Raw genomic sequence first — 26,527 nt, 5'->3', positions numbered from 1 at the left:
TTTTCTAAAATTTTATCATCGCGGGGTGGAGCAGTTCGGTAGCTCGTCGGGCTCATAACCCGAAGGTCGCAGGTTCAAATCCTGCCCCCGCAACCAAAAATTAAATGGTCCGGTAGTTCAGTTGGTTAGAATGCCTGCCTGTCACGCAGGAGGTCGCGGGTTCGAGTCCCGTCCGGACCGCCATTTTTATTGTAAACGAAACGATCATGTTTTCGTTTTTTTGTGTTTTCTTTTAAATGCTGGCAGCTTGGTATCTAACCAAGCTTTCTTTTATATCGTTAAAGTCTTGGATATTGAAACATAATCCGATACACTAGAAAGAGCTGTATTTCACAAGAGCGTCAGAAAGGGAGACGGGAGATATATGGATGAGTTTGAGTTGATTCACAGTATTACGCCGCATTCGCATTATCATCCTTCCGTCGATGTAGGGATCGGTGATGATGGTGCGGTTTATACAGCGTCACCCCATATGCAGCAAATTGTCTGCCTTGATACAATGGTGGAGAATGTCCATTTTAAATTAGAGTATTCCTCTCCTCATGATATCGGTTATAAGGCGCTTGCTGTTAACATTAGTGACGTTGCGGCGATGGGAGGCATTCCGAAGTTTTATTTGGTGTCTCTAGCGGTTCCTTCTTGCTGGCAGAAAGCTGACGTCCAGGCAATGTATGAAGGGATGGCGGAACTGGCGAAACTATACCAAATGGATTTGATCGGGGGAGATACCGTCTCCGCTTCCGGTCAAGCCGTAATTACCGTTACTGTCATCGGTGAAGTTGAGAAGGATTGCGCTTGTCTGCGAAGCTCGGCAAGACCCGGAGATGTTGTGTTTGTTACGGGGGATATCGGCTCGTCCGCAGCAGGACTGTCTCTTTTGTTGGGAGAAACACTTCCTTCTGCTTTTCACACGAGTGATTATTTTATCCGAAAACATAAACGGCCCGTTCCGAGAGTTCAAGTCGGCCGCTTCTGCTCTCAGCTTCAGCGCGCGGCTCTGAATGATATCAGTGACGGATTGGCCAGTGAGCTGCATGAAATAGCTGCGGCAAGTTCAGTTACGATAGAAATTGAAGAACAACTTCTGCCGGTGCATCCGGATTTGCCTGAGGCAGATTCCGAGTGGAAGAAATGGGTGTTATTCGGCGGTGAAGATTTTGAATTGGTTGGAACGGTTTCTCAGCAAGAGTGGATTTCTCTGCTTGATTACTGCACTCAATCGGGCATTCCGATTGCGAAGATAGGAGCGGTATCTGAACGGAAGGAAGCATGTGTTCTTTTGACAGCCAATGATCAGAGACAAATCGTCCTTGAGAAAAAAGGATACAATCATTTTAAATAAGACGGGTGACTCACTTTGAAGACATTACAATGGAGAACGAAAAACCCCGAAGAAACGAAAGCCGTAGCCAAGCTTGCCGCTTCTTTGGCAAAGCCGGGAGACATTTTGACACTGGAAGGCGACTTAGGCGCGGGAAAAACGACTTTTACAAAGGGTTTTGCCGAAGGACTGGGAATCACGAGAGTGGTAAACAGCCCGACTTTTACAATTATAAAAGAATACCATGACGGTTCGATTCCTCTATATCATATGGATGTGTATCGTATGGAGGATGAAAGCGAAGACTTAGGGCTTGAAGAATATTTTGAGGGACAAGGCGTCTGTTTAATTGAATGGGCTCATTTAATTCAGGATCAGCTGCCTGCTGAACGGCTGCAGATCGTCATCAAGAGAGCCGGTGATGAGGCAAGGGACATTACCTTTACGGCTTTCGGAATACGGTATGAAACGCTTTGTGAGGAGATAAATAAACATGACAATACTGGCAATTGATACGTCAAATTACACGCTGGGTGCCGCGCTCGTTCGTGACAAAACGGTGATGGCGGAGTATATTACATATTTAAAAAGAATCATTCCGTGCGGGCGATGCCTGCTGTCAATTCATTGCTGAAGGATTGCGGCCTAACACCGCAGGACCTTACGAAAATAGCGGTGGCGAAAGGACCTGGATCGTACACAGGTGTCAGAATCGGTGTGACGCTGGCAAAAACATTGGCATGGTCGCTGAAGCTTCCGGTTTCCGCTGTCTCGAGCCTGGAGGTGCTGGCGGCTAACGGACGGCACTTTCAAGGACTGATCTGCCCGTTATTTGATGCCCGGCGCGGACAGGTATATACGGGACTTTATGAATATCAGGACGGCCGATTACAATCCGTTCTTCCTGATCAGAATGTCCTTTTGACTGATTGGCTCGGCATGCTGAAAGAAAAAGCGTCTCCGGTTTTATTTTTAGGACACGATACAGCCATTCATGAAGAAACCATTCTGCATGAAATGACATCTCAAGCAGTGATAGGAACGGCTGCACAGCATAATCCGCGGCCGTCAGAGCTGGCGTTTTTAGGCTTGGAAAAAGAAGAAACGGATGTCCACAGCCTTGTTCCGGATTATTTGCGTCTGGCAGAGGCTGAAGCGAAATGGATGGAATCTCAAAAATAGGGTGATAGGGATGAAAACGAAAACGGCGATTCGAAGCATGCGGCCGGAAGATATTGATCAAATTTATGAAATTGAAACAGCATCCTTTACTTCTCCGTGGACGAAGGATTCATTTTATCATGAGCTTTTGGAAAATCCGTATGCCCACTACCTTGTCATTGAAAAGGACGGCTGTCTGGCGGGGTATTGCGGAATCTGGATTATTATAGATGACGCGCAGATTACGAACATAGCCATTAAGCCGGAATATCGGGGCCAATCGTTGGGAGAAGCGCTGTTTCGCTCTGCGATAGAATTGTGCAGAGAAAAAAAGGCAAGAAGGCTCTCTCTCGAAGTCAGGGTCTCAAATCATCCCGCCCAATCCTTATATAAGAAATTCGGTCTTCAGGCCGGAGGAATCAGAAAACAATACTATACAGATAACGGGGAAGACGCGTTATTAATGTGGGTGACATTACATGAGTGAAAAACAAGATATTTATGTATTAGGAATCGAAACAAGCTGTGATGAAACTGCGGCCTCAGTCGTGAAAAACGGAAAAGACATCATTTCAAACGTTGTCGCTTCTCAAATTGAAAGCCATAAACGTTTCGGCGGAGTCGTGCCTGAAATAGCGTCCAGACATCATGTGGAGCAGATTACCCTTGTGATTGAGGAAGCTCTTTCAAAAGCGGAGATGGGCTTTGATGATCTTGATGCGATTGCTGTAACGGAAGGACCCGGACTTGTCGGAGCCCTGTTAATCGGAGTCAATGCGGCAAAGGCGTTAAGTTTTGCCCATCAAATACCGTTAGTCGGCGTCCATCACATTGCGGGTCATATTTATGCAAACAGGCTGATAGGAGAGCTTCAGTTCCCGGCGATTGCTTTGGTTGTGTCAGGCGGACATACGGAATTGGTTTATATGAAAGAGCACGGTTCATTCGAGGTTATCGGTGAAACGCTGGATGATGCCGCAGGCGAAGCTTACGACAAAGTGGCAAGAACGATGGGGCTTCCTTATCCGGGAGGGCCGCAGATTGATAAGCTGGCTGCTGCGGGAACGGATTCCATTCCGCTTCCGCGTGCGTGGCTGGAAGAAGGGTCTTACAATTTCAGCTTCAGCGGCCTGAAATCAGCCGTGATTAACACGCTTCATAACGCCTCGCAAAAAAATGAGGTGATTCCTCCGGAGGATCTTGCCGCAAGCTTTCAGCAGAGTGTCATTGATGTACTGACGGCAAAAACCTCTAAGGCCGCGAAAGAATACGGGGTTAAACAAGTGCTGCTTGCAGGGGGCGTAGCCGCTAACAAAGGGCTGAGAGCCGCACTGCAGCAGGAATTCAGCCATTCGGGAGATCCCGAGCTTATCATCCCGCCGCTTTCTTTATGCACGGACAATGCAGCGATGATTGCGGCTGCCGGAACCGTTGCTTTTGAAAAGGGGATCCGGGGCTCATATGATATGAACGGACAGCCCGGTTTGGAATTAACATCCTTTGATCGTCTCACGTTGTAAAACGTGAGGCTGTTTTTACTTATTAACAGATAATTCTAACATATCCACAGGATTGTGAATATATTCAGAAATCCAGTCTGGATAAGGGACTGAAAGTTGTTAGTAAAGTGGATAAAGTCAGAAAATTTTGTGGATAGTGTGTATAAAACGCTTACTTAAATGGCTGACAAGGAGGATAGCTGTGGATAAAAAAGCACCCCTTAAAGAGGTGCTTGACTTTTTCTATTCTTCTGAGGAGAGTTCCTCCCATTCTGCTAATAAGTTTTCGAGCTCTTGATTCAGGGCTTCATTCTCCGCGTGAATGGTCTGTACCTTTTCATGATCCTGATACACGTCAGGATCGCACAGCAGCTCCTCATTGGCACTGATTTTCTCTTCGGCGGATGAGACGGCCGCTTCGATTTCCTCAATGCGTCTCAGGCGCTGCCGTTCTTTCTTCTTCCATTCTTTTTCTTCCTCGTAAGTTCTTTTCGTATCCTGTTTGACCTTGCCGGCAGGCTGAGCCTGCTCTTTTTCCTGCCGTTTCATTTCTTCCAGTTCCAGCTGCTGTGCTTTTTTCTCAGTGTAATAGTCATAGTCTCCTAAATATTCTTCTGCATGATCAGGTGACAGCTCCAACACTCTTGTGGCGATCCTGTTAATAAAGTAGCGGTCATGCGATACAAATAACAGAGTGCCCGGGTAGTCGATCAGGGCGTTTTCCAGCACCTCTTTACTGTCCAGGTCAAGGTGGTTTGTCGGTTCATCAAGGATGAGAAAGTTTGCTTTTTGAAGCATCAGCTTGGCAAGCGCGACTCTTGCTTTCTCCCCGCCGCTTAACGAACGGACCGGTTTCAGGACATCGTCTCCGCTGAACAGAAAGTTGCCGAGGCATGTTCTGATCTCTTTTTCCGGCATGTCCGGATATTCATCCCACAGCTCGTCCAGCACGCGTTTGGACGATGTCAGTTCAGCCTGCTCCTGATCGTAATAGCCGATTGTGACGTTGGAACCGTACGTGATCGACCCGGATTCCGGACTGATTGTATTCATAATCGTTTTCAGCAAGGTTGATTTGCCGATTCCGTTCGGTCCGACGAGGGCGGCGCTTTCGCCTCTTGTAATGCCGAAGGTCAGGCTTTTCAAGAGCGGCGGCTGGCCGTCATAGCTGATGGAAACATCCTGTACGCGCAGGACGTCGTTTCCGCTCTGTTTTGTAATGTCAAAACGGAAGGCGGCTGATTTTTCATCCCCGAGCGGCTTTGCCATGACGTCCATCCGTTCCAGCTGTTTTCGTCTGCTTTGGGCTCTTTTCGTTGTAGAAGCTCTGGCCAGATTGCGGTCGACAAAATCTTGAAGCTTGGCGATTTCGTCCTGCTGTTTTTCGTACAGCTTCAGGTCTTTCTCATACTGCTCGGCTTTTTGTTCTAAATAGGCGCTGTAGTTGCCGAGGTATTTTTTGCTTTCTGTCCGTGAGACCTCGTACACTTGGCTGACGACTTTATCAAGAAAGTATCTGTCGTGGGAAACGATCAGGATTGCGCCTGAATATCCCTGTAAATAATGCTCAAGCCATGTAAGCGTATCGATGTCGAGATGGTTCGTCGGTTCATCCAGAATAAGCAGATCAGGCTGGGTCAGCAGCAGTTTTCCGAGCGCAAGCCTTGTTTTCTGGCCGCCGCTCAGGCTTTGCACTTTCACGGAATCGTCAAATTTTCCGAAGCCGAGTCCGTGAAGGATAGATCGGACGTCCGCTTCATATTGATAGCCGCCTTTATCCTTGAAATCCTGCTGAAGCCTGTCATAGGTTTTCATCAGCGTCTCAAGCTCCGCCGAGGCGGCCGTGGCCATCTTTTCTTCAATAGAGCGCATCTCTTTTTCCATTGCTTTCAGGAAATCAAAAACGCTCAGCAGTTCTTCTTTTATGGTAAGCTGGGATTCCAAGCCAGTGTGCTGGGCAAGATATCCCATCGTTAATTCTTTCGGTTTGATTAATTCACCCTTTTCATATGAAAGGTGACCTGCGATAATTTTAAGGAGAGTTGATTTGCCGGCTCCGTTTCTGCCTACTATGGCGATGCGATCCCGAGATCTGACTTCAAGCTTTATATTGTTTAAAATAGGATCAGCGCCAAAAGATTTGGATAGCTGATTAATTTGTAAGATCATCATATTATTTCACCTCTGTTATAATAAGTTAAGTGTAGCTTATCAACCTGCTGTCAGCAAACAATACATCAGAATTGGAACATTATAGGATAAGACATCAGGGAGAAAATAGTGTATGATCAGAAGTAAGGAGAGTTTAAATATGAATGGATTTTCTCATTTTAATGAAGAAGGCCGTGCCCGCATGGTGGATATAAGCGATAAATCTTCAACAGTCCGTACTGCCGCTGCGATATCCAGCGTACACATGAAGCATGACGTGTACAGCAGAATCAAAAACCGCGAGATCGGAAAAGGAGACGTGCTGGCTGTCGCACAGGTGGCGGGAATTATGGCCGCAAAGCAGACGTCAGCGATTATCCCGATGTGCCACCCGCTTTCTTTAAGCAGCGTCGACATTTCATTCGGCTGGGAGGAAAAGGATTCCGAAGCCGTTCTTCATATACAGGCAAGCGTAAAAACGAAAGGGAGTACAGGTGTGGAAATGGAAGCGCTAACTTCCGCTTCAGTCTGCGCTTTGACCGTGTATGACATGTGCAAGGCGCTGGATAAAGGAATGGTCATCGGCCCGACCTGCCTCATGGAAAAAACAGGAGGCAAAAACGGTGATTTTAAAAGAGATGCATCTGAGTATAAAGTGGAGGACCAATCATGAACAAGGATCAATCAAAAATTCCACAGGCGACGGCAAAACGGCTGCCGCTTTATTATCGCTTTTTAAAGAATTTACACGCGTCAGGAAAGCAGCGCGTTTCATCGGCTGAACTGAGCGATGCGGTAAAAGTCGATTCGGCCACGATCCGCCGGGATTTTTCCTATTTCGGGGCGCTCGGCAAAAAAGGATACGGCTATAATGTGGATTACCTGCTGTCATTTTTCAGAAAAACACTGGATCAGGATGAAACGACGAACGTCATTTTGATTGGTGTCGGGAATTTAGGGACGGCGTTTCTTCACTATAATTTCACAAAAAATAATAACACAAAAATATCTATGGCTTTTGATGTGAATCAGAGTAAAATAGGAACTGAGGTAGGCGGTGTGCCTGTCTTTGATCTTAATGATTTAGAGCTTCACATAAAGGATGAACCCGTGGCGATTCTTACCGTTCCGGCGGTTGCCGCCCAGTCAATCACCGACCGGCTCGTGGCGCTCGGAATCAAGGGAATCCTTAACTTTACGCCGGCCCGTTTGAATGTGCCGGATCACATTCGAATTCATCATATAGATTTAGCTGTAGAGCTTCAATCATTGGTTTATTTCTTAAAGCATTATTCTGTTTTGGAAGAAATTGAATAGCGAAAGGAGGAGCTGCACATGATCGGTCCTGGAAGCCTGGCGGTTATCGGTGTGGTGGCGGTGATTATTTTCGGTCCGAAGAAGCTTCCCGAATTAGGAAAAGCGGCGGGGGACACGCTTCGTGAATTTAAGAACGCTACTAAGGGATTAGCCGGTGAAGAAGAGGAAAAAAGAAAGAAGAACAGTAAGATAGGATGACGCGTATGAGAGTGAATCAAATGACGCTTGTGGAGCATATTGCCGAACTTCGGAAACGATTGCTGATTGTGGCGTTATCCTTTACGGTTTTCTTTATTGCCGGCTTTTTTCTGGCAAAACCTATCATTGTGTATCTTCAAAAAGCCGATGAAGTAAAAGAGCTCACCCTTAATGCTTTTAACCTGACGGATCCGCTGTTTATCTTTTTGCAGTTCGCGTTTATCATCGGCATCATTTTGACTTCGCCGATTATTCTCTATCAGATTTGGGCGTTTGTCAGCCCGGGTCTGTATGAGAAGGAGCGCAAAGTAACACTCAGCTATATTCCGATTTCGATCGTGCTGTTTGTCGGCGGTGTGTCGTTTTCTTATTATATTTTATTTCCGCTGGTCGTTGATTTTATGAAGCGGGTCTCGAATGACCTGGATGTCAACCAGGTGATCGGGATCACCGAATACTTTCATTTTCTGCTGCAGCTGACGATTCCGTTCGGGCTGCTGTTTCAGATGCCGGTGCTGATCATGTTTTTAACGAGACTCGGTGTTATCACGCCGATGTTTTTATCGAAGATCAGGAAGTACGCATATTTTGTGCTGCTCGTGATCGCCGCGATGATTGCGCCGCCTGAGCTGCTGTCTCACTTGATGATTACCATTCCGCTTTGCATTTTATACGAGATCAGTATCCTGATTTCAAAAGCGGCGTATCGGAAAAGGCAGACCGGCAGTGAATCTGACCAGGACGTATCAGCATAAAAAAAGCCATTTCTCAATGATGAGAAATGGCTTTTCTTTTATTATTTTTGATTTTTCTTCACTTTAAATGAGAAGGCGAACATTTTAAACGAGATGCTGATATTATAAGCGGCGAAAACCATCAGCAGTATGGAATAAAAAGACCACATGCTTCCCGGAGAGCTTGCGGCCAAATACGTAAAGATACAGCCGACTGCGAAATAAATCAAGCCCCAAGTCATTGGGTTCCTCATACAAACAATCCTCCAATAATTAATTGCATTTGCTCACTATGCTGTTCAATATATTTTTGGGCGGGGCCGAGCTGCATGACCACGACAATGGTATTCATCATGACATGGGCGAATATCGGCACAATAATCCGTTTCGTCTGCACATACAAGAACGCAAAGGTAAAGCCCATGGCCGTATACAGCAGCAGGTGCGTGAGGTCTTGATGCACAATGCCGAAGATGACGGAACTGATCAGTCCGGCGATAAAGAAATTCGTTTTTTCATATAATACACCGAAGATGATCTTCCGGAAAATGATTTCTTCAAGAATCGGCCCGACGATAGAAGAAACGATAATCATGAGCGGCATGGCTTTAATAATGTTGAGAATGGCTTTCGTGTTTTCGGAACCGCTGCCCACATGAAAGACATACTGCTCAATCATCCCGGCGATTCCCTGAGAAAATAAAGCGAGCCATATTCCCGCGACCGCCCAGAGAACGGACATGCCGGCGGATGCTTTCTTCCCGTTTCTTAATGTCTGTTTCGGCGCGGTTCTCAAAATCAAGAGAACGATAATCAGGCAGATAAAAAAGCTTACGACGGAATAAATCCCCTGAGCCATGGTGAGATTCGCATTCGTAGGGTGCCCGCCCGCATAGCCGAATTTGTACATTAAAGGAATGCCGATCAAGGCGGAAAGCTGCATGATAACATATGTCAAAATGATATACCAATACTGTTTTCTCAAATGATATGTACTCCTTTATCCTATAAAATCAACTTATTTGTTCTTATTGTAACACAAGTGAACTTGACGTGAAAAAAGGAGAAAATCAGTGTGAGAGAGAATCATGTAAGCGTGAAAATTTTTTATTCTTATGACTTGAAATTGGAAGTGAGATTCTTTATTATAATAACTGTGTTAGCACTCTTTAGAGCTGAGTGCTAAAATTACATATTCATACTATTGAGGAGGTTATTACATTGTTAAAGCCATTAGGTGATCGCGTTGTCATTGAACTCGTAGAATCTGAAGAAAAAACTGCCAGCGGAATCGTATTACCGGATTCTGCAAAAGAAAAGCCGCAAGAAGGCAAAATCGTGGCAGCCGGTTCAGGTCGCGTGTTGGAAAGCGGAGAGCGCGTTGCTTTAGAAGTAAAAGAGGGCGACCGCATTATCTTCTCAAAATACGCCGGTACTGAAGTGAAATACGAAGGTGCTGAATACTTAATCTTACGTGAAAGCGACATTTTAGCTGTAATCGGCTAAGCAAATAAATATTTTTAAAAATTCGAGGAGGTTTCGTTAACATGGCAAAAGATATTAAGTTTAGTGAAGAAGCACGCCGCGCTATGCTTCGCGGTGTCGATGCGCTTGCTGACGCTGTAAAAGTAACTTTAGGGCCAAAAGGACGCAACGTGGTTCTGGAGAAAAAATTCGGTTCTCCGTTAATTACTAATGACGGTGTAACAATCGCAAAAGAAATTGAACTTGAAGACGCGTTTGAAAACATGGGTGCGAAGCTTGTAGCTGAAGTAGCCAGCAAAACAAACGACGTTGCCGGTGACGGTACAACAACTGCAACAGTTCTTGCGCAGGCTATGATCCGTGAAGGCCTGAAAAACGTAACTGCGGGGGCTAACCCTGTCGGCGTACGTAAAGGTATGGAACAAGCCGTAACTGTTGCAATTGAAAACTTAAAAGAAATTTCTAAGCCGATCGAAGGCAAAGAGTCTATCGCTCAGGTTGCTGCGATCTCTGCTGCTGATGAGGAAGTCGGAAGCCTTATCGCTGAAGCAATGGAGCGCGTAGGAAACGACGGCGTCATCACAATCGAAGAGTCTAAAGGCTTCACAACTGAGCTTGAAGTTGTGGAAGGTATGCAATTCGACCGCGGATATGCGTCTCCTTACATGGTAACTGACTCTGATAAGATGGAAGCGGTTCTTGACAATCCTTACATCTTAATCACAGACAAAAAATCACAAACATTCAAGAAATCCTTCCTGTGCTTGAGCAAGTTGTACAGCAAGGCAAACCGTTGCTTCTGATCGCTGAAGATGTTGAAGGTGAAGCTCTTGCTACACTCGTTGTCAACAAACTTCGCGGCACATTCAACGCTGTTGCCGTTAAAGCTCCTGGCTTCGGTGACCGCCGTAAAGCAATGCTTGAAGACATCTCTGTTCTTACAGGCGGAGAAGTAATCACAGAAGACTTAGGCCTTGACCTGAAATCTACTGAAATCGGACAATTGGGACGCGCTTCTAAAGTTGTGGTAACGAAAGAAAACACAACAATCGTAGAAGGCGCCGGCGACACTGAAAAAATCGCTGCACGCGTCAACCAAATCCGCGCTCAAGTGGAAGAAACAACCTCTGAATTCGACAGAGAAAAATTACAAGAGCGTCTTGCGAAACTTGCCGGCGGCGTAGCTGTCATCAAAGTCGGCGCTGCGACTGAAACTGAGCTGAAAGAGCGTAAACTTCGCATCGAAGACGCCCTCAACTCAACTCGCGCAGCTGTTGAAGAAGGCATCGTATCCGGCGGTGGTACAGCGCTTGTCAACGTATACAACAAAGTCGCTGCAGTGGAAGCTGAAGGCGATGCGCAAACAGGTATCAACATCGTGCTTCGCGCGCTTGAAGAGCCGATCCGTCAAATCGCACACAATGCAGGTCTTGAAGGATCTGTCATCGTTGAGCGCCTGAAAAACGAAAAATCGGCGTAGGCTTCAACGCTGCAACCGGCGAATGGGTAAACATGATCGAAAAAGGTATCGTTGACCCGACAAAAGTTACACGTTCAGCCCTGCAAAACGCAGCTTCTGTAGCAGCAATGCTCTTAACAACTGAAGCCGTTGTCGCTGACAAACCGGAAGAAAACGCCGGCGGCGCAGGAATGCCTGACATGGGCGGCATGGGCGGTATGGGTGGAATGATGTAAACATTGCCCCAGAAACCCAGTAAAAATGGGGTTTCTAGACTCTTATCTACTTTGAAAATAACCGAAGAGTAACAAAAGAGTAACATTTTCTTGAATAAGGGTCTAAATTAGAGGTTTTCCATGAGTTCTTTGAACTTTTGGGAAGCCTCTTTTTAAATTTCATAAAAGCTTCCCTGTCTTTTTTTCATGTTATTTCGAAAAATTAAAGCATAATGAATTAACCTTAATACCTTTTCTCTTTTTTGTGGCTTCTATATGCTAATTGTAGTGTCATTAGTCAATACAACTTTCATTAAAGTGTGCAAGCCCCTTTTTATATTCTAATTTATAAATATTTCCTTAAAAACATGATATAATGACTATAGATTTAGTAGATGATTCACGGAGGGAAATATGGCTAAACTTTATTATGCAAAAGTAAATATAAATTCTAACATTTTTGATGTTTATGAAAAAAAAATCACTATACCAGATATAATGAAATTGATTTTTGATCAACTTGATGATAAAAGAGAATACAATAAAAAGGAAGTTAATACGTTCCCTGATGATCAGGGTGAAACAAAAACAATAGAACGGGAAGAAACATACAACTTTTCAGAGTTAAATAAAGTAGAGAACAACAATGAAAAATATATTACTGGTCGACTTGTTAAAAGGACGCCTACGTTTGGAGAAGAATTTGATAGCGTTTCACGGACTTCCAAAAAAGTAGTTCATAAGAATAATTCCATTAGTACTCTATTCTACTTTGATTTAGAGACAGAGATTATAACTTTTTATTCTCGACAAAAGTTAGGTTATAATCAGTTTATGGAGGCTTTTGAAAATTTATTAGATATTTACGTGGATAAAATTGGATTTAAGGTAATGTTAATTAAAGATCCATTCTCGATAAAGGATCGGATGAAAATGTTACATAAAGTAAATAGAATAAAATCGACTATAATTCCTCCTAATGTAAATGAAGAAGAAATAAGGGCTCTTTTAGAGCCGAAATTGCAAGGAATGAAACATGCAAATATAACAAGAGAAACACGAATTCTTGAAAGCCATAAGAGGAATGAAAAAGGTATAGATTTAAATTCCTCAGAAGTAAAGGAAACATTAGAGCTTAATGAGGCCTATAGTGTATTTGGATACAGTAAATTAGAGGTAGATGGAGAATCAAAAGATGGCACCAGTCTAGTTTACGATTCTGATGAAAATTCTCCATACCAAACAACAATTCCAGATAGCACAAAGGAAAATTTAGAAGGCTTCATTGTATACGTGAAGAGAGGTATTGATGCATTATTAGCTAAGCGAACAATCGATAATCTGAAAAAATGAAGTTGAAGATTAAGAATATTTTAAGGAAAATAATTATAGATAATATTTATATGTTAGGGTGATGAAATGGATACTAATGATTTACCTAAAAGCTTTACTTTTAGGGCTTTGTATAAAGAATTAGGAAAACCTAAACATATATTTAATTTTAAAAAGTTTGAAGGATATTTCTCAATTATTTGTTCAATAATATTAGTGATAATATGTTATAAGTTTATCAACTCAAATATTGACAATAATATAGATTATATTATTTCTACAATCCAGAATATGATTTTATATGCCATTGCAGGATTACTAACAATGTTAGGCTTTGTGGTGAGTGGATTGGCAATAATCTCTGGAACGATAGGGTATAAAGTTACTCATCAGATGGTACTTGAAAACAATTTTAAAAAGCTGTTATCCATCTTATTTAGTTTTTTTATATTGGATTTATTATCGGCATCTTAATTGTAAGTTGTGTCTGTTGTTATTTTATTATTGGTATTAACATTCAATTTAATATGTCAGTCTTCCTTGTACTTTCATTTATATTATTTTATGGACTTTTCTTCACAATTTTTTATGCAGTATCATTACTTGGAACTTGTATTAGCATGTTCACCATAAATTATTTTTACTCTACTGCAAACGAAACTAAAGATGGAGAAATTGTTGAAGAAGCTGCTATCAAGAATGATTTCAATATTATAGTAAGTGATATAAGGTTCAATACAATGTTGAATACTTTATTAAGCAAAAAGATTGTTAAAGAGAATGAATTCATTGATGGATTGAGCAAACGTATTGATGAGGATTGCCCAGAAGAATATAAAGAGGAAGTGAGAGAATTCTTTAAAGAGGTTTATAAATTGGATAGAGATATATAATCTTTATTATTATAGAAAGACTAAATTTTTGTATTATAAATCATTCATATGAATAAATTGTAAAGTGAAATATCTGATCAAGAAAAATATATTATAAAAGGGCCTTATCGGTTTACTGACTGATAAGGCCTTTTAAAGGGGTCTAATTTTACGGATATTCTAGTAATATTATGAGATTTAATTATTTTCGATTACTATTTTAAACTGCTCTACCTCACCCCGAATCCCAATCCCAGGCTCCCACGAATCAATCAGACGAATGGCCTTCTGATTCGATTCCATCGCTTTCGTATTTTCTCCTTTACGATACAACAGCTGTGCCATTCCGTAATAATAGTAGATCAGTTCAACCTGATTGGCGTTGTGTTTGTCATAGAGCATTTGTTCAAAGGCTTTTTCCGCTTTTTCGAGCTGATCACACTTGACGTAAGCCATGCCCAGGTTGAAATAGGCTTCTATTGTTTTTTCGCCGCCGTATGCGGCGCTGGTTGTGTTTGCCGCTTCGTATAATGTGATGGCTTCTTCGTAGTGAGAGCGGGCGAAACTCAGGTCGCCGCGGACCAGAAGAACCCTGTGCCGGATAATGGGGGAGACGGGCTGATCTTTGATGCCATCCAGCATTGCTGCCGCTTTGTCCGGTTCTCCGGTTTTTAACAGCAGCCTCGATTGCAGGGCGATTCCCCATACTTTCAAGTCGTCGTGATCCGGCGCGCCTGATTGTTCGAGTATCTTCAGGCCGGCTTCTATTTGCCTGAGGGCTTCGTCCGCATCATTAACTTCCATCAGCGCCCAGCCTGCCGTGTCGATCCGAAAGTAAGCTTCCCGCGTGTGTTCGCCTGATTGACGGGCGGCATCGGCGGCTTTTAATCCGTATTCGATTCGCAGGGGCAGGTTGATTCTGCTTAGAAAATGGCTGATGCGGATGATGAGTTTGATCAGGATGTCATGTTGTCCGGTTTCACTCGACCATTCGATGACCTTTAGGATGTTCGGCCATTCCTTTTTCATTTGCTCTAAATTCCGTCCCAGCAGATAGCTCCAATAGACAGAATTGGGCTGTTCCCGCTTTATATGGGTTTCCGCATAATCGATATAATAATGCGCCCAGCGGCTGCGGGCTCCTTTTTCAAATTCGTGATTTTCGGATAAGTGCTGTTCTCCGTAAGCGACAACGGTTTGATGGGCTGCGTATTGAATTCTTCCTTCGCTTCGTTCCGGCTGTATTAAAGCATATGACCTCATTTGCTCAATGGCGTAATGAAACCGCCGGACGTCTAATCCGGCCGCTTGAGCCAAGCTTTTTTCATCAGGGGGCTTAGCGAAAAAGCAAAGCGTCTGCCATAGTTTCCGTGTGTCTTCATGACATCTGTCCCATGTGCGGCCAAAGAGAACCTCAAACAATTCCAATAATGAGTAGCCCGCTTGTTTAAGTTCTTGAATGAGCTGGGGAGCGGGGATGTCGTCGTCTGACATGTATGCAATGCTCAGTGCCATGGCCTTCGGGTTGCCGGCGGCTGCCGAGATGAATTCATTCTTAAGGTCAGGCGATAGCCGCAGCAGCTGCTCCAGCTTTTCCCGTTTATGCGGGAGGTTGCATGTTTGCAGACAGCGGTGCACTTCTTGCTGAAAAAATTCAAGGGCATCCGTTTGTTCAAGGCCGCTCAGCTGGATGGCCGCCAGTTCCCCGAGGCCGTCCCGGTAAGTCTGTTTTACGTTTTCCCGTGCCGTAAGGAGGACTTTTACGCCTTGCGGAAGGCCGATGATAAATTCGTGAATGTCACGTTCCGCTGTATCAATGCTGTCAACGATCAGCAGCACGGGTTTTTCATTTGAATGAGCGGCTAATGCATTGCGGACGACGAAGCGTTTTTCGTTGATAGATTTGTCGATTTGTTCTGCGCGTCCAAGCTGATAGGCGATCGTGTTTAAAAAATCGCTGAAGCTCAATCCTTTCCAGTCAGCGCTGATCCAGATGATGCTGTTGAATGCCGGCCAATCTGGTGAACCGCCGGCACAAAGGTAGGCTGCTTCAAGAGCGATCGTTGTTTTTCCCATGCCGGCCCAGCCTGTGATTAAACAGACCGGTGAGGGAGACAGCATCCATTGCCGGATCGCTTCCATATCAAAGCCGCGTCCGATAAAGTTCCCGGTCCGGCGTGACGGTAAGTTATGCGTGACGAGCTGTTCTGTAAGCGCATTCGTTTCATGGCCGGGTCTGTCATGAAACAGCCGCTTCACTGCTTTTTCAACATCTTCATCAGTCGGCGCTCCAAATGATCCGTCTTTGCGGCGTATTTTTGCTTTTTTTAGACAAGACGCCGTCCAAACGGGCAATGCGGGTGTGATGACAGGAATGGTGGTGGTTTCCAGAAGGCCGGTCAGCCATTCGGGATCCATGTCAGTCTTTTCGATAATGATCCAGATCATGCCGAACAGCTTTCCGTCGTCAATTCGTCCGGGAATGTAGTTTGCGCCCATCTGTCCGATCCAGCTTTTGATCGTGTTAGAGGAAACGCCTAATCGGAGTGCGATTTGATCTATATAAGACTGTCCTGTTTTTTCGTTCTTTTTCCTTCTGACTTTATAATCAGGATGATGTTTCAGCGATTTGACGGCAGGTGCCAGCAGTTCTGCAAATTGTGTCCGGTTTTCTAGTTCAGCCATTAGCCTGCACCTCCTATTAGTACTATTTTATCAATTCAGTGTTTTTTGTATATGAAAAAATAAAAAGTACAGTGCCGCTGTCCTTTTATACAGCAGGAAAGGCTGTTGAACGTGTGGAAAAGCAGATAAAATAGGGGCAGTAATAGAGAAAACAAAAATGTATGCACTTACATTTCAAAGCAGAGAAAGGATTTTGCCAAATGACTCACACAGTGCCTCAAAACATGAAAGCGGCGGTTATGCACAACACGAGAGAAATCAAAATCGAAATATTGCCCGTGCCTGACATCAATCATGATGAAGTGTTGATTAAGGTGATGGCTGTCGGAATTTGCGGATCTGATCTGCATTACTATACAAATGGCAGAATAGGCAATTATGTAGTGGAAAAACCATTTATCCTCGGTCATGAATGCGCTGGAGAAATTGCCGCCGTCGGATCGTCTGTCGATCAATTTAAAATAGGAGACCGTGTCGCCGTCGAACCCGGTGTCACATGCGGGCGCTGTGAAGCGTGCAAAGAAGGGCGATATAATCTTTGCCCGGATGTACAGTTTTTGGCGACACCGCCGGTTGACGGCGCGTTTGTCCAATATATCAAAATGCGTCAGGACTTTGTTTTTTCGATTCCGGATTCACTTTCCTATGAAGATGCGGCTTTGATCGAACCGTTTTCTGTCGGCATTCATGCGGCCGCGAGAACGAAGCTTCAGCCCGGTTCAACGATTGCGATCATGGGCATGGGTCCTGTGGGACTGATGGCCGTTGCGGCAGCGAAAGCATACGGGGCAGGCACAATTATTGTGACCGACTTGGAGCCGCTGCGGTTAGATGCCGCGAAAAAAATGGGCGCGACGCATGTCATCAATGTCCGGGAACAGGATGCCGGTGAAGAAATCAAAACGATCACGAATGGCAGAGGCGTTGATGCTGCCTGGGAAACAGCGGGGAATCCGGCGGCATTGCAATCCGCACTGGCTTCCGTGCGCCGGGGCGGAAAACTGGCGATTGTCGGTTTACCTTCTCAGAACGAGATTCCGCTCAATGTGCCGTTTATTGCAGATAACGAGATTGATATATACGGAATCTTCCGTTATGCGAATACGTATCCGAAGGGAATTGAATTTCTCGCTTCCGGTATAGTGGACACGCAGCATCTTGTAACGGACCAATATCCGCTGGAGAAGACGCAAGAGGCGATGGAACGCGCCTTTCAATACAAACATGAATGCTTAAAAGTGATGGTGTATCCAAATCGCTGAGTGAACGGGGAGGATCTTTGCATTCTCCCTCTTGCTTATCAAAAATGAAAACGGATTCTTGGGGTGGGAAATGATGATTGAAACAGAAAAAGCAGCGGCAGTAAAGACGAAACATCGCGGCCTGTCCTGGATGGAACGGATCGGCTATGGATTCGGCGATATGTCGTACAATATTATCTTTCAGTTTGTAAACGCATACTTATTATTCTACTATACAGATGTCGGCGGCATTAAGCCTGCGGTCATCGCAGCTTTGTTTCTTATCGTAAGGGTGCTGGACGCTGTTTTTGACCCGATTATGGGCGTGATTCTAGACAAGACGAATACAAGATGGGGAAAGGCAAGGCCGTATCTTTTGTGGGTGGCGTTTCCTTTTGCGTTATTTACGTTCTTATGCTTTACGACTCCTCATTTCGGCGAAACGGGGAACATGGTTTATGCGTACATCACTTATATTCTGCTTGGGATGTCCTTCAGCATGCAGACGATTCCGGTCAACAGCTTAACGGGTCGGATGACGAATTCCGTGGAGGAACGGACGGTTCTGACGACGACCCGGATGATTTTGGTTTATATCGGAATTCTATTGTCGATCTCTTGTGCGACACCGCTTGCGGACGCCATCGGCGGGAAAGATCAGGCGTTTGGATTTCAGATGACGGCGCTTATCTATGCGGCGGTGAGCATCGCATTGAATCTGTTCAGCTTCTTTACCGTGCGGGAACGGATTCAGCCTGAAAAAAGAAAAAACAAGGAATGAAAAAGACGTTGTCTGTTTTGTTCCGAAACAAGCCTTTGCTCATTTTGGTTTCTGCATTTTTGGCGTTTGCGATTGGGTTTAACATTAAGCTCAGCACGATGGTGTACTATTTTACGTATAACGTCAGCCATAAGGAATTTGTGTTTTTAGGAACCGTGTTGTTTTTCGGCGCCGCGCTGATCAGCAATCTGTTTATTCCTTTCTTTTCTGAGAAGCGGGGCCGGAAGCAGGTCATGATCATCACGGCGGCGTTATCGCTGATTTCTTATGCGGGCCTTCAGTTTACATCGTATTCCTCGATTCCCCTTATTTTCTTTTGGCTTTTCGTTTCGGGATTTTTTACGACGCCTTTAAATACGCTTGCTTGGGGAATGGTTGCCGATTGTGTCGATTATGCGGAATGGAAAACCGGAGTCCGGGCTGATGGCGTGGTGATTTCGAGCATGAGTTTCATCAATAAGCTCGGAGTTGCGTTAGCCGGGTCATTTTCGGCCGTTTATCTCGGAATCGCCGGGTATGCCGCGAATACCGATCAGACCGCCTCGTCATTGAATGCGATTAAAAATATGAATGCGCTCATTCCGGGATTGTTCATTCTGCTGTCTATTATTCTTATTTCTTTTTATCCTTTAACTGAAAAGAAATATCAGCAGATGATGTCTGATCTGGAGCAAAGGGCTGCAAGATGAGTATACGTAAAATTTAAAATATTCTATGTAAACGGTTGTATTTATGACTGAAAGCACTATACTGAAACTATAATCGAGAATTGATAAATGAGTGTGATAATGTGGGAAGCCAATCTGTTATTTGTATTGGAGAATTGTTAATTGATTTCTTTTGTACCGATGTGGATGTTGATTTGACGGAAGGACGCAATTTCTTAAAAAGTGCCGGCGGCGCACCGGCGAATGTGTCGGCAGCCATTGCTAAGCTGGGCGGAGACGCGGCTTTCAGCGGAAAAACAGGCAAAGATCCGTTCGGGTATTTTCTGAAGCAGACATTGGACGCCGTACACGTCGATACCTCTATGCTCGTCATGGATGAGAAAGCGCCTACCACGCTTGCGTTTGTTTCATTAAAACAAAACGGGGAGCGCGACTTTGTGTTTAACAGAGGAGCGGACGCTTTGTTTACGCTGGATGATATTGATCTGGAAAAGGTAAACGATGCGAAAATCCTTCATTTCGGATCAGCGACGGCATTGTTATCTGATCCGTTTTGCTCAGCCTATTTACGGCTGATGTCGATTGCGAAAGACAATGGACAGTTTATTTCCTTCGATCCTAACTACCGTGAGGATTTATGGAAAGGAAGAGTTTCAGAGTTTATAAACACCGCAAAAAAAGCCATCGCCGTAAGTGATTTTGTGAAAGTCAGTGACGAAGAGCTTGAGATCATCAGCGGTGCGAACGATCATAAAGAAGGCGTTGCGGTTCTTCATGAGCTCGGGGCCGGTATTGTGGCGGTGACACTCGGGAAAAGCGGCACCCTTCTTTCAAATGGGAAGGATATTGACGTCATTCCGAGCATTCCGGTGACATCAATAGACTCAACGGGAGCGGGAGATGCGTTTGTCGGCGCGGCGCTGTATCAGCTGGCGCGCACGGCTGAGATTCAGACGGCAGCCGAAGATTTTGCGAAGCTGCGTGATATTGTCTCATTTGCCAATAAGGTGGGGGCGCTCGTGTGCACCAAAATCGGTGCGATTGATGCTTTGCCGAGCTTAAAAGAGGTTGAAGTATCACTGTAAAGTATGGAGGATGTTTCTTGAAAGTCATCGGACTTCGGGAAGCATCCTCTTTATTAGGTCTGAAACCCTTTTCGATATACGGTATACTTTAGAAAGGCATCCAGTAAATTGAACCGCTGTGAAGTACATACAATAATGTTTTTATCAGTTCTGAGTAAAACCAAGTTTCTGCTGCTGCCGTCATGTACAGTGTGACGGCCTGTGATATTGAACCGCGGAGGAATTTTTTTTATGAAACATGTTTTTCTTATTGTGCAATGCGCGTTTTCTGTTTTTTGTTTTCTTTGTCTCGCCGCTGTCAATTGGTATCAGGGGAGTGAGCTTGTTTCTGATTCGTTTGATTGGAATGATACGGCTAAATTCTCAAAGCTTTTGAATGGGACGGATACGATTACAAGTCCGGAACAGATTTCGCAGCTGGATTTCTTTGTGTATGCTGCGAAGCATTATCCGTTAGTGAGCGGGTTGATGATCGGGCTGTTTGTTTATTTTTTGTTCTCACTGTATCTGCTCGTGAAGAATTTCCGCCGGCACAAATGGGCTGAATGAGACTATTTTCATATAAAAATACATAAATTCAAGAGAAAATGAAACCTTTTTCGAAAAAAACAGTATATATAACTGTGAACTTGTTACTATTTAATTTTGGGAGGAAAATGAAAAATGAGTATTTTAGGAAGATTTAAAGACATTATGTCAAGCAATATCAATGCGCTGCTGGATAAAGCTGAAAACCCTGAAAAAATGGTTGATCAATATTTACGGAATCTGAACAGTGATTTAGGAAAAGTGAAAGCGGAGACAGCTTCTGTCATGGCTGAGGAACAGCGGGCGAAAAGAGCATTAACGGAATGCCAGGCTGATGCCGAAAAGATGGAAAGTTATGCGATGAAAGCGTTGCAGGCCGGCAATGAAGCCGATGCGCGGACATTTTTGGAAAGGAAAACGGCTGTTGAATCAAGACTGACTGAACTGCAGACGGCTTATCAGCTCGCTTCTTCCAACGCGTCTCAAATGCGTAAAATGCATGACAAGCTTGTCGCTGATATCGGAGAGCTTGAGTCGCGAAGAAATGCCATGAAAGCGAAGTGGTCTGTGGCAAAAACGCAGGAGAGAATGAACAAATTGGGGTCCTCTGTGTCAAATGCGGGCCAATCGCTGACAGCTTTCGGCAGAATGGAAGACAAGGTCAACCGGGCGCTTGATCACGCCAATGCGATGGCTGAGCTGAACGCGTCTCCGAAAGACGATATTGACGAGCTGACGGCTAAATATGACAGCAATCAAAGCAGTGTCGACGATGAGTTGGCGGCGCTTAAGCAGAAAATGCTTTTCAGTAAAGATCAATAGACAGCGGGCTGCAGCTTTGTCCGATATAAAGAGAAAGTGAGAGAAACAGAATGATCATTTCTTATAAATGCCCGAACTGCGGCGATGATATGGTCTTTGACAGTTCATCCGGCATGCTGACATGTCACAGCTGCGGGCGGCAGGATCAGATTGAAAGCCTGCCAAAAGAGTATATAACGACGAGATTTTCCGAAAATGAGGCGAACGAGTACCGCTGTGAGAACTGCGGCGCGGTATTAATGACTGAGGCGGAAACGACGGCCACGACGTGCGGGTTTTGCGGAGGAGCCGCCGTTCTCGCCGACCGATTATCGGGAAATCTCGCGCCTTCGATGGTGATCCCTTTTACGATCAGTAAAGAAGAGGCCATGAGCGCTTTTAAAAAGTGGTGCCGAAACGGCCGTCTGACACCGAAAGGATTTATGTCTGCCGATCGGGTGAAGAGCATAACCGGCATGTACGTGCCGTTTTGGATGTTTGATTTAAACAGCAAGGTTCAGGTCAATGCCGTTTGTACGAGAGTGCGTCACTATGATGATGGAGAATACCGGGTGACGGAGACCGAGTATTACAACGCGTACCGCGATATCAATCTTGATTATCTCAAAATTCCGGTCGACGCTTCAGAAAAAATGAATGATGAATTAATGGACAAATTGGAACCTTACTCATACAGTGAGCTGAAGGAGTTTAATACGGCTTATTTAGCTGGCTATATAGCGGAAAAGTACAATTATACCGATGACGATCTCTTTCCGCGGGCGAAGGATAAAATCAGCCATTATATTGATTCTTATATCAGATCCACCTTCTCCGGGTATACGACGGCTGACATTACGGATGAGCAGATTCAGACCGATAAAATCAGCAGCTTTTACGTACTGCTTCCGGTCTGGATGGTCAGCTACGACTATGAGCGGGCTGAGCACATTTTTGCGATGAACGGGCAGACGGGCAAGGTTGTCGGCAAACCGCCGATCAGTGCCGGAAAAGTGGCCGCGTGGTTCGGCGGCATAACCGCCGGTGCGTTTTTAGCATTAAGACTCGTCTCACTTATGATAGGAGGCGGTTTTTAATGAAAGTATCGATGAAAAAAGCGTGTCTCTTCTGCTTCGTCCTTTTTCTGATACTGTCTTTTTCTTTACATACATCGGCGTCTGCCGCGGAACAGAAGCAATATGTTTATGACAATGCTCATTTATTAACGAAGGATGAAACGAAGAAACTTGAGGAATTGGCCGGGAAGCTGGGAGAAAAGCGCCATACCGATTTTATCATTCTTACCGCAAACGGAACGGGCGGTAAGGAGATCGAACAGTATGCCGGTGATTTTTATGACAGTCATTTTAGCGGAAGCACGGCGATATTGACTATTGATATGAAGGATCGGGAAGTATTTCTCTCCGGATATAAAAAGGCGGAGACGTATTTGAACAGCAGCCGGCTGAATACGATCAGAAATACGATCTCGTCAGATATTTCCGCAGGCCATTATGAAAAGGCGTTTCAGACCTACATCAAGCTGGCTTATAAAGATATGGGGAAAAGTCCGGACGACAAGTCTGACAATCTGCTGCTCACATGGTGGTTTCAGCTGATTATCGCTGCAGCCGCGGCCGGAATCGCCGTCACTGTGATGGTGTACAATTCCGGCGGCAAGGTCACCGTCACAGGCAGCACGTATATGGATCACGATACGTCTGAAGTGCTGAGCCAGCACGACACATATATCCGGACCGACATTACAAGAGAAAAAAGCCAGATAAAGATAATGACAATGACGGCGGAGTCACGAGGGGCGGCACGAGTTACAGCGGAAGCAAGGGTAGTTTTTAAATTATATGTAAAGGATTTGAGCATACATGGGTTTTTTCAGAAATCAGTTAGCAAATGTGGTGGAATGGGAAGAATTCAGAGACGACATGGTTTTCTATAAATGGAACAACCGTGAAATTAAAAAAGGCAGCCGTCTGATCATCCGGCCGGGACAGGATGCCATCTTTTTATACAACGGGAAGATTGAAGGGATTTTCCGTGATGACGGTGATTATGATATCGAATCAGAAATCATTCCGTTTCTATCGACACTAAAAGGGTTTAAGTTTGGCTTTAACAGCGGCATGCGGGCGGAAGTGCTGTTTGTGAATACGAAGGAGTTCACCGTGAAGTGGGGCACAAAAAACGCCATCAACATTCCGGCGGCAGGAATGCCGGGCGGTATGCCGATCCGCGCAAACGGCACATTTAACTTCAAGGTCATTGACTACATCGGATTGATTGATAAGATTGCGGGTGTCAAAGACAGCTATTTAGTAGAGGACATTAAAATCCGGATTACGTCTATTCTCGATCAGCTTTTGATGAAATGGATCACCAGAGAAGGAAAAGACATGTTCAATCTGCAGTCGAATTCATTTGAAATCGGAAAAGGGATTCAAGAAGATCTTGATATGCAGCTGATCGGAGACGGCATGTCGATTACGGGCTTCAATATTATGAGCTTTAACTATCCGCAGGAAGTTCAGGATATGATTACGAAAAACGCTTCTTACGGCATGGTGGGGGATGTGAACCGCTATCAGCAGATTTCCATGACGGACGGAATGTCATCCGGCAAAATGAGCGGAAGCGGCGCCGCCTCAGACATGGCGGGCATGATGATGGGAATGAATGTGGCAAATCAAATGATGAACCAAATGAATCAAAATCAGCAGAACCAGCCGCAGCAAGATCAAAGTCAGCAGAATCAGGGGACGGCGCCGGCAAACAGCTCGGAAGGAGCGGCTAAGCCGAAATTCTGTCCGAACTGCGGAACGAAAACGGAAGGCGCGAATTTTTGCCCGAATTGCGGACAGAAGCTTGCCTGACGATATACGAAAAAGAGGCCTTTTTGGGGCCTCTTTTTTTGTCATGATTTCATTGTTTGAACGATGAGGGCTGTCAGCGCTTTTGATCCCTCAGGTATGAGATGGACGCCGTCCGGTGTGAAGTATTCAGGGTGCTGCAATGCTTTTGCGTGCCAATCGACAAGCGTCACATTTTTGCGTGACTCGGCCTGCCGGCGCAATGATTCGTTTACTTTGCTTTCCCACTGCCGCGGTACACGCGTGTTGACAAGATAGATATCGGCTTTTGAAAAGGAGTCGATCAGTGATTCAATTTGGCTGTTTGTGAAATAGCCATTCGTCCCTAACTCGATGATGACCGCTTTGTTCGGCTGATTAAATGACGCATATTCCGAAGTGAGCTGGAGTGCTTGAGAGACTTGTCTTCCTACCTTTCCGTCGATGGTGACATGAGGGAGGGACTGCCGCAGGTATGACGCAATGTCCAGCATCACCGAGTCACCGATGGCCAGCACGTCTTGCTGAGGCTGTGTTTGTTTTGGATCAGCCGTTTTTTTGAGATGACCGTTCCTTTTTCTCGTCGTTTTTCTTCGTATCTGACTTGTCTGCTGGTTCTTTCTTGTATTTGTCTGACGCGGTATCCGTTCTTTCGCCGCCGTGTTTTTCTTGCTGTCTTCTTCTTTTGCAGGCTGATCGTGATCGGCCGTTTTGTGCGAAGAGGCGGCGGTTTCTTGCTGATCATTCTGCGCGTACGTCCATTGCGGCTGTTTTTCTCTTCGGCTATCCCTGACAGCCCGCCCGCAAATACGAGAATGGCGGCAAGAATGAGACCGAGCGACATTCTGCTGATGACAGAGGACGTCTTCCATTCCAGAAAGCGGTTCAGAAACACGCGGCGTAAAAATGGCCGGAAGCCCGCAGTGCGGATCGGCTGTTCAATGAAATGATAAGATAGCTCGGCAAGAATGAAAGTGGCGCCGATTCTGACGGCGCAGTGCCAATAAACCGGATTTCCGATTTCCTGCACAGGTGTGCTCAGCACGAAAACCGGGTAATGCCAAAGGTAGATTCCGTATGATCTCGTTCCGATCCAGCGAAGCGGCTTCCATGAAAGAACATGTCCCAAAAAGCTGCTCGGATGGCATAAACATGCGACAAGAACCGCTGCGGTGATGCTGATCAAAAGCATGCCGCCCTTGTACAGGAAGGGTTCATATTCATCCGTGTAAAAGACGCAAAGCAGCAGCGCGGCAAAAGCGGCAAGCTCCGTCCCGTGAAGCAGGTGTTTCATGCTGCTCGGCAGCCGTTTGGAAGATAATCGTTTCATCGGCCACACTAAAGCTAAAGCGCAGCCGATCAGCAATTCAAATGACCGGGTATCCGTCCCGTAATAAACGCGGCTCGGATCTCCGCCGGGCACATACATCATACTCATTACGACTGCCGAACATAACGCGATAAACATGACCGCGGCCGCAAGCCGGGCCCGTGTTTTACATATGTACATTCCCGCAAGCAGCAGGAAGGGCCATATGATATAAAACTGTTCTTCAATCGCCAGCGACCAAAGGTTTTTTAATGGCGAAGGGGAGCCGAAGCTGTCGAAATAAGAAAGTTGATGAAAGATAAACCACCAATTGCTTATGTAAAAAAGTGAGGAGACCGCATCTCCGCGTACGGTATGCAGGAGCTCGCTGTTAAACAATACGACCCAAATGACCGTCGTGATAATCATGAGATAAGCCGCCGGCAGAAGCCGTCTGATCCGGCGCACCCAAAAATCACGCAAATCAAGGGTGATGTCATTGCCCTGGGCAGGCAATATAATAGATGTAATTAAATACCCCGATAAAACAAAAAAGATATCAACACCAATGAAACCGCCGTCGGCCCAGTTAAAATTCAGATGATATGCGATAACTGCGAGGACGGCAAAGGCGCGAAGTCCATCCAGTCCGGGAATATAGCGGTGATGCAGTGACTTGTCTGACATGGTATTCCTCCAATAAAGTGTGCGGAAATTCTCGCTGTTTTGCGGATAGCTATAGCTGATTTCTGTACAGTCTTCCATTTGTTCCGTTAATTAGACGCATTCGGAAGGGGATTTTGTTTCAGAAAAAATGAATG

The 26,527-nt window shown here is 45.2% G+C and carries 22 protein-coding genes, 2 tRNA genes and 5 pseudogenes; 24 read left to right on the top strand and 5 right to left on the bottom strand.

The window, feature by feature from the left end; genetic code table 11:
* Window positions 1-19 precede the first annotated feature (19 nt).
* The 7 genes and pseudogenes from D368_RS19725 to tsaD all read left to right on the top strand — a co-directional run bounded on the left by D368_RS19725 (window position 20) and on the right by tsaD (window position 4,002).
* A tRNA-Met gene (locus tag D368_RS19725) sits at window positions 20-96 on the top strand.
* Window positions 97-106: 10 nt separating this feature from the next.
* Window positions 107-183, top strand: a tRNA-Asp gene (locus D368_RS19720).
* A 181-nt stretch (window positions 184-364) separates the two neighbouring features.
* Window positions 365-1,342, top strand: coding sequence for a thiamine-phosphate kinase (gene thiL / locus D368_RS19715; protein WP_070081449.1), 978 nt, complete (start codon window positions 365-367; stop codon window positions 1,340-1,342).
* A 15-nt stretch (window positions 1,343-1,357) separates the two neighbouring features.
* Window positions 1,358-1,834: a tRNA (adenosine(37)-N6)-threonylcarbamoyltransferase complex ATPase subunit type 1 TsaE gene (tsaE, locus tag D368_RS19710; RefSeq protein WP_071391370.1), complete on the top strand. Its 477-nt coding sequence runs from the start codon at window positions 1,358-1,360 to the stop codon at window positions 1,832-1,834.
* Window positions 1,815-2,503 (top strand): annotated as a pseudogene (tsaB, locus tag D368_RS19705) (tRNA (adenosine(37)-N6)-threonylcarbamoyltransferase complex dimerization subunit type 1 TsaB). Before tsaE ends, tsaB begins: the two are co-directional and overlap by 20 nt.
* Window positions 2,504-2,513: 10 nt before the next feature.
* Window positions 2,514-2,969 carry a ribosomal protein S18-alanine N-acetyltransferase gene (rimI, locus tag D368_RS19700; RefSeq protein ID WP_003155993.1) on the top strand — a complete coding sequence of 152 codons (456 nt, stop codon included), beginning with the start codon at window positions 2,514-2,516 and terminating at the stop codon, window positions 2,967-2,969.
* The gene (tsaD, locus tag D368_RS19695) at window positions 2,962-4,002 is read left to right on the top strand and encodes a tRNA (adenosine(37)-N6)-threonylcarbamoyltransferase complex transferase subunit TsaD (RefSeq protein ID WP_128575078.1); all 1,041 of its coding nucleotides are present in this window, start codon (window positions 2,962-2,964) and stop codon (window positions 4,000-4,002) included. The genes rimI and tsaD overlap by 8 nt, the downstream gene beginning before the upstream one ends.
* A gap of 222 nt (window positions 4,003-4,224) precedes the next feature.
* Here the strand turns inward: tsaD and D368_RS19690 are convergent, their stop codons facing one another.
* Complete coding sequence (locus D368_RS19690) at window positions 4,225-6,153, bottom strand: ABC-F family ATP-binding cassette domain-containing protein (protein ID WP_128575077.1); 1,929 nt, start codon at window positions 6,151-6,153, stop codon at window positions 4,225-4,227.
* A gap of 139 nt (window positions 6,154-6,292) precedes the next feature.
* Between D368_RS19690 and moaC the strand changes: the two genes are divergently transcribed.
* Genes moaC through tatC form a run of 4 tightly spaced genes read left to right on the top strand, consistent with a single transcriptional unit; the run spans window position 6,293 to window position 8,402 of the window.
* Complete coding sequence (moaC, locus tag D368_RS19685) at window positions 6,293-6,805, top strand: cyclic pyranopterin monophosphate synthase MoaC (RefSeq protein ID WP_003155986.1); 513 nt, start codon at window positions 6,293-6,295, stop codon at window positions 6,803-6,805.
* Window positions 6,802-7,449 carry a redox-sensing transcriptional repressor Rex gene (locus D368_RS19680; RefSeq protein ID WP_015416944.1) on the top strand — a complete coding sequence of 216 codons (648 nt, stop codon included), beginning with the start codon at window positions 6,802-6,804 and terminating at the stop codon, window positions 7,447-7,449. The genes moaC and D368_RS19680 overlap by 4 nt, the downstream gene beginning before the upstream one ends.
* A gap of 18 nt (window positions 7,450-7,467) precedes the next feature.
* The gene (locus tag D368_RS19675; protein ID WP_128575076.1) at window positions 7,468-7,647 is read left to right on the top strand and encodes a twin-arginine translocase TatA/TatE family subunit; all 180 of its coding nucleotides are present in this window, start codon (window positions 7,468-7,470) and stop codon (window positions 7,645-7,647) included.
* The gene (gene tatC / locus D368_RS19670) at window positions 7,644-8,402 is read left to right on the top strand and encodes a twin-arginine translocase subunit TatC (RefSeq protein WP_088005343.1); all 759 of its coding nucleotides are present in this window, start codon (window positions 7,644-7,646) and stop codon (window positions 8,400-8,402) included. Before D368_RS19675 ends, tatC begins: the two co-directional genes overlap by 4 nt.
* 41 nt (window positions 8,403-8,443) lie before the next feature.
* On the opposite strand, the gene D368_RS19665 is transcribed toward tatC, so the two are convergent.
* Together D368_RS19665 and D368_RS19660 are read right to left on the bottom strand one after the other, a co-directional pair.
* On the bottom strand, window positions 8,444-8,635 hold the full coding sequence (locus D368_RS19665; protein ID WP_003155975.1) for a YdiK family protein: 192 nt from the start codon (window positions 8,633-8,635) through the stop codon (window positions 8,444-8,446).
* Window positions 8,632-9,366 (bottom strand): CPBP family intramembrane glutamic endopeptidase, encoded by a 735-nt coding sequence (locus D368_RS19660; protein WP_003155972.1) that lies wholly within the window; start codon window positions 9,364-9,366, stop codon window positions 8,632-8,634. The genes D368_RS19665 and D368_RS19660 overlap by 4 nt, the downstream gene beginning before the upstream one ends.
* A 236-nt stretch (window positions 9,367-9,602) precedes the next feature.
* Here D368_RS19660 and groES point away from each other — a divergent pair, with 236 nt between their 5' ends.
* The 5 genes and pseudogenes from groES to D368_RS19635 all read left to right on the top strand — a co-directional run bounded on the left by groES (window position 9,603) and on the right by D368_RS19635 (window position 13,765).
* On the top strand, window positions 9,603-9,887 hold the full coding sequence (gene groES, locus D368_RS19655; protein WP_013351185.1) for a co-chaperone GroES: 285 nt from the start codon (window positions 9,603-9,605) through the stop codon (window positions 9,885-9,887).
* Between the two features lie 41 nt (window positions 9,888-9,928).
* Window positions 9,929-11,561 (top strand): annotated as a pseudogene (gene groL, locus D368_RS19650) (chaperonin GroEL).
* 393 nt (window positions 11,562-11,954) lie between these two features.
* Window positions 11,955-12,893, top strand: coding sequence for a DUF4747 family protein (locus tag D368_RS19645; protein ID WP_128575075.1), 939 nt, complete (start codon window positions 11,955-11,957; stop codon window positions 12,891-12,893).
* A gap of 66 nt (window positions 12,894-12,959) precedes the next feature.
* Complete coding sequence (locus D368_RS19640) at window positions 12,960-13,346, top strand: hypothetical protein (RefSeq protein WP_128575074.1); 387 nt, start codon at window positions 12,960-12,962, stop codon at window positions 13,344-13,346.
* 146 nt (window positions 13,347-13,492) lie between these two features.
* Complete coding sequence (locus D368_RS19635) at window positions 13,493-13,765, top strand: hypothetical protein (protein WP_128575073.1); 273 nt, start codon at window positions 13,493-13,495, stop codon at window positions 13,763-13,765.
* A gap of 177 nt (window positions 13,766-13,942) precedes the next feature.
* Here D368_RS19635 and D368_RS19630 read toward each other — a convergent pair whose 3' ends face one another.
* Complete coding sequence (locus tag D368_RS19630; RefSeq protein WP_128575072.1) at window positions 13,943-16,429, bottom strand: tetratricopeptide repeat protein; 2,487 nt, start codon at window positions 16,427-16,429, stop codon at window positions 13,943-13,945.
* A gap of 200 nt (window positions 16,430-16,629) precedes the next feature.
* Here D368_RS19630 and gutB point away from each other — a divergent pair, with 200 nt between their 5' ends.
* The 8 genes and pseudogenes from gutB (at window position 16,630) to D368_RS19590 (ending at window position 24,421) form a co-directional block, all read left to right on the top strand.
* The gene (gene gutB, locus D368_RS19625) at window positions 16,630-17,691 is read left to right on the top strand and encodes a sorbitol dehydrogenase (RefSeq protein ID WP_101562780.1); all 1,062 of its coding nucleotides are present in this window, start codon (window positions 16,630-16,632) and stop codon (window positions 17,689-17,691) included.
* 73 nt (window positions 17,692-17,764) lie between these two features.
* Window positions 17,765-19,140: pseudogene (locus D368_RS19620) on the top strand (glycoside-pentoside-hexuronide (GPH):cation symporter).
* 101 nt (window positions 19,141-19,241) lie between these two features.
* A complete protein-coding gene (locus D368_RS19615) occupies window positions 19,242-20,204 on the top strand; it encodes a carbohydrate kinase family protein (protein ID WP_101562781.1) in 963 nt (320 codons plus the stop codon).
* A 231-nt stretch (window positions 20,205-20,435) separates the two neighbouring features.
* Window positions 20,436-20,753 (top strand): YjdJ family protein, encoded by a 318-nt coding sequence (locus D368_RS19610; RefSeq protein ID WP_025853950.1) that lies wholly within the window; start codon window positions 20,436-20,438, stop codon window positions 20,751-20,753.
* 114 nt (window positions 20,754-20,867) lie between these two features.
* Window positions 20,868-21,554: a PspA/IM30 family protein gene (locus D368_RS19605; RefSeq protein ID WP_128575071.1), complete on the top strand. Its 687-nt coding sequence runs from the start codon at window positions 20,868-20,870 to the stop codon at window positions 21,552-21,554.
* A 50-nt stretch (window positions 21,555-21,604) separates the two neighbouring features.
* Entirely contained in the window at window positions 21,605-22,630 is a 1,026-nt protein-coding gene (locus D368_RS19600) for a TFIIB-type zinc ribbon-containing protein (RefSeq protein WP_060674429.1), read from the top strand.
* Window positions 22,630-23,390: pseudogene (locus tag D368_RS19595) on the top strand (TPM domain-containing protein). Before D368_RS19600 ends, D368_RS19595 begins: the two are co-directional and overlap by 1 nt.
* Before the next feature lie 26 nt (window positions 23,391-23,416).
* Window positions 23,417-24,421 (top strand): SPFH domain-containing protein, encoded by a 1,005-nt coding sequence (locus D368_RS19590; protein WP_101562782.1) that lies wholly within the window; start codon window positions 23,417-23,419, stop codon window positions 24,419-24,421.
* A gap of 41 nt (window positions 24,422-24,462) precedes the next feature.
* Here D368_RS19590 and D368_RS19585 read toward each other — a convergent pair.
* A pseudogene (locus D368_RS19585) lies at window positions 24,463-26,393 on the bottom strand (acyltransferase family protein).
* Window positions 26,394-26,527 lie beyond the last annotated feature (134 nt).

This window comes from Paenibacillus lentimorbus NRRL B-30488 (genome assembly GCF_000411595.1).
Lineage (GTDB): Bacteria > Bacillota > Bacilli > Bacillales > Bacillaceae > Bacillus > Bacillus velezensis.
This window is presented reverse-complemented; position numbering and strand designations above follow the sequence as displayed.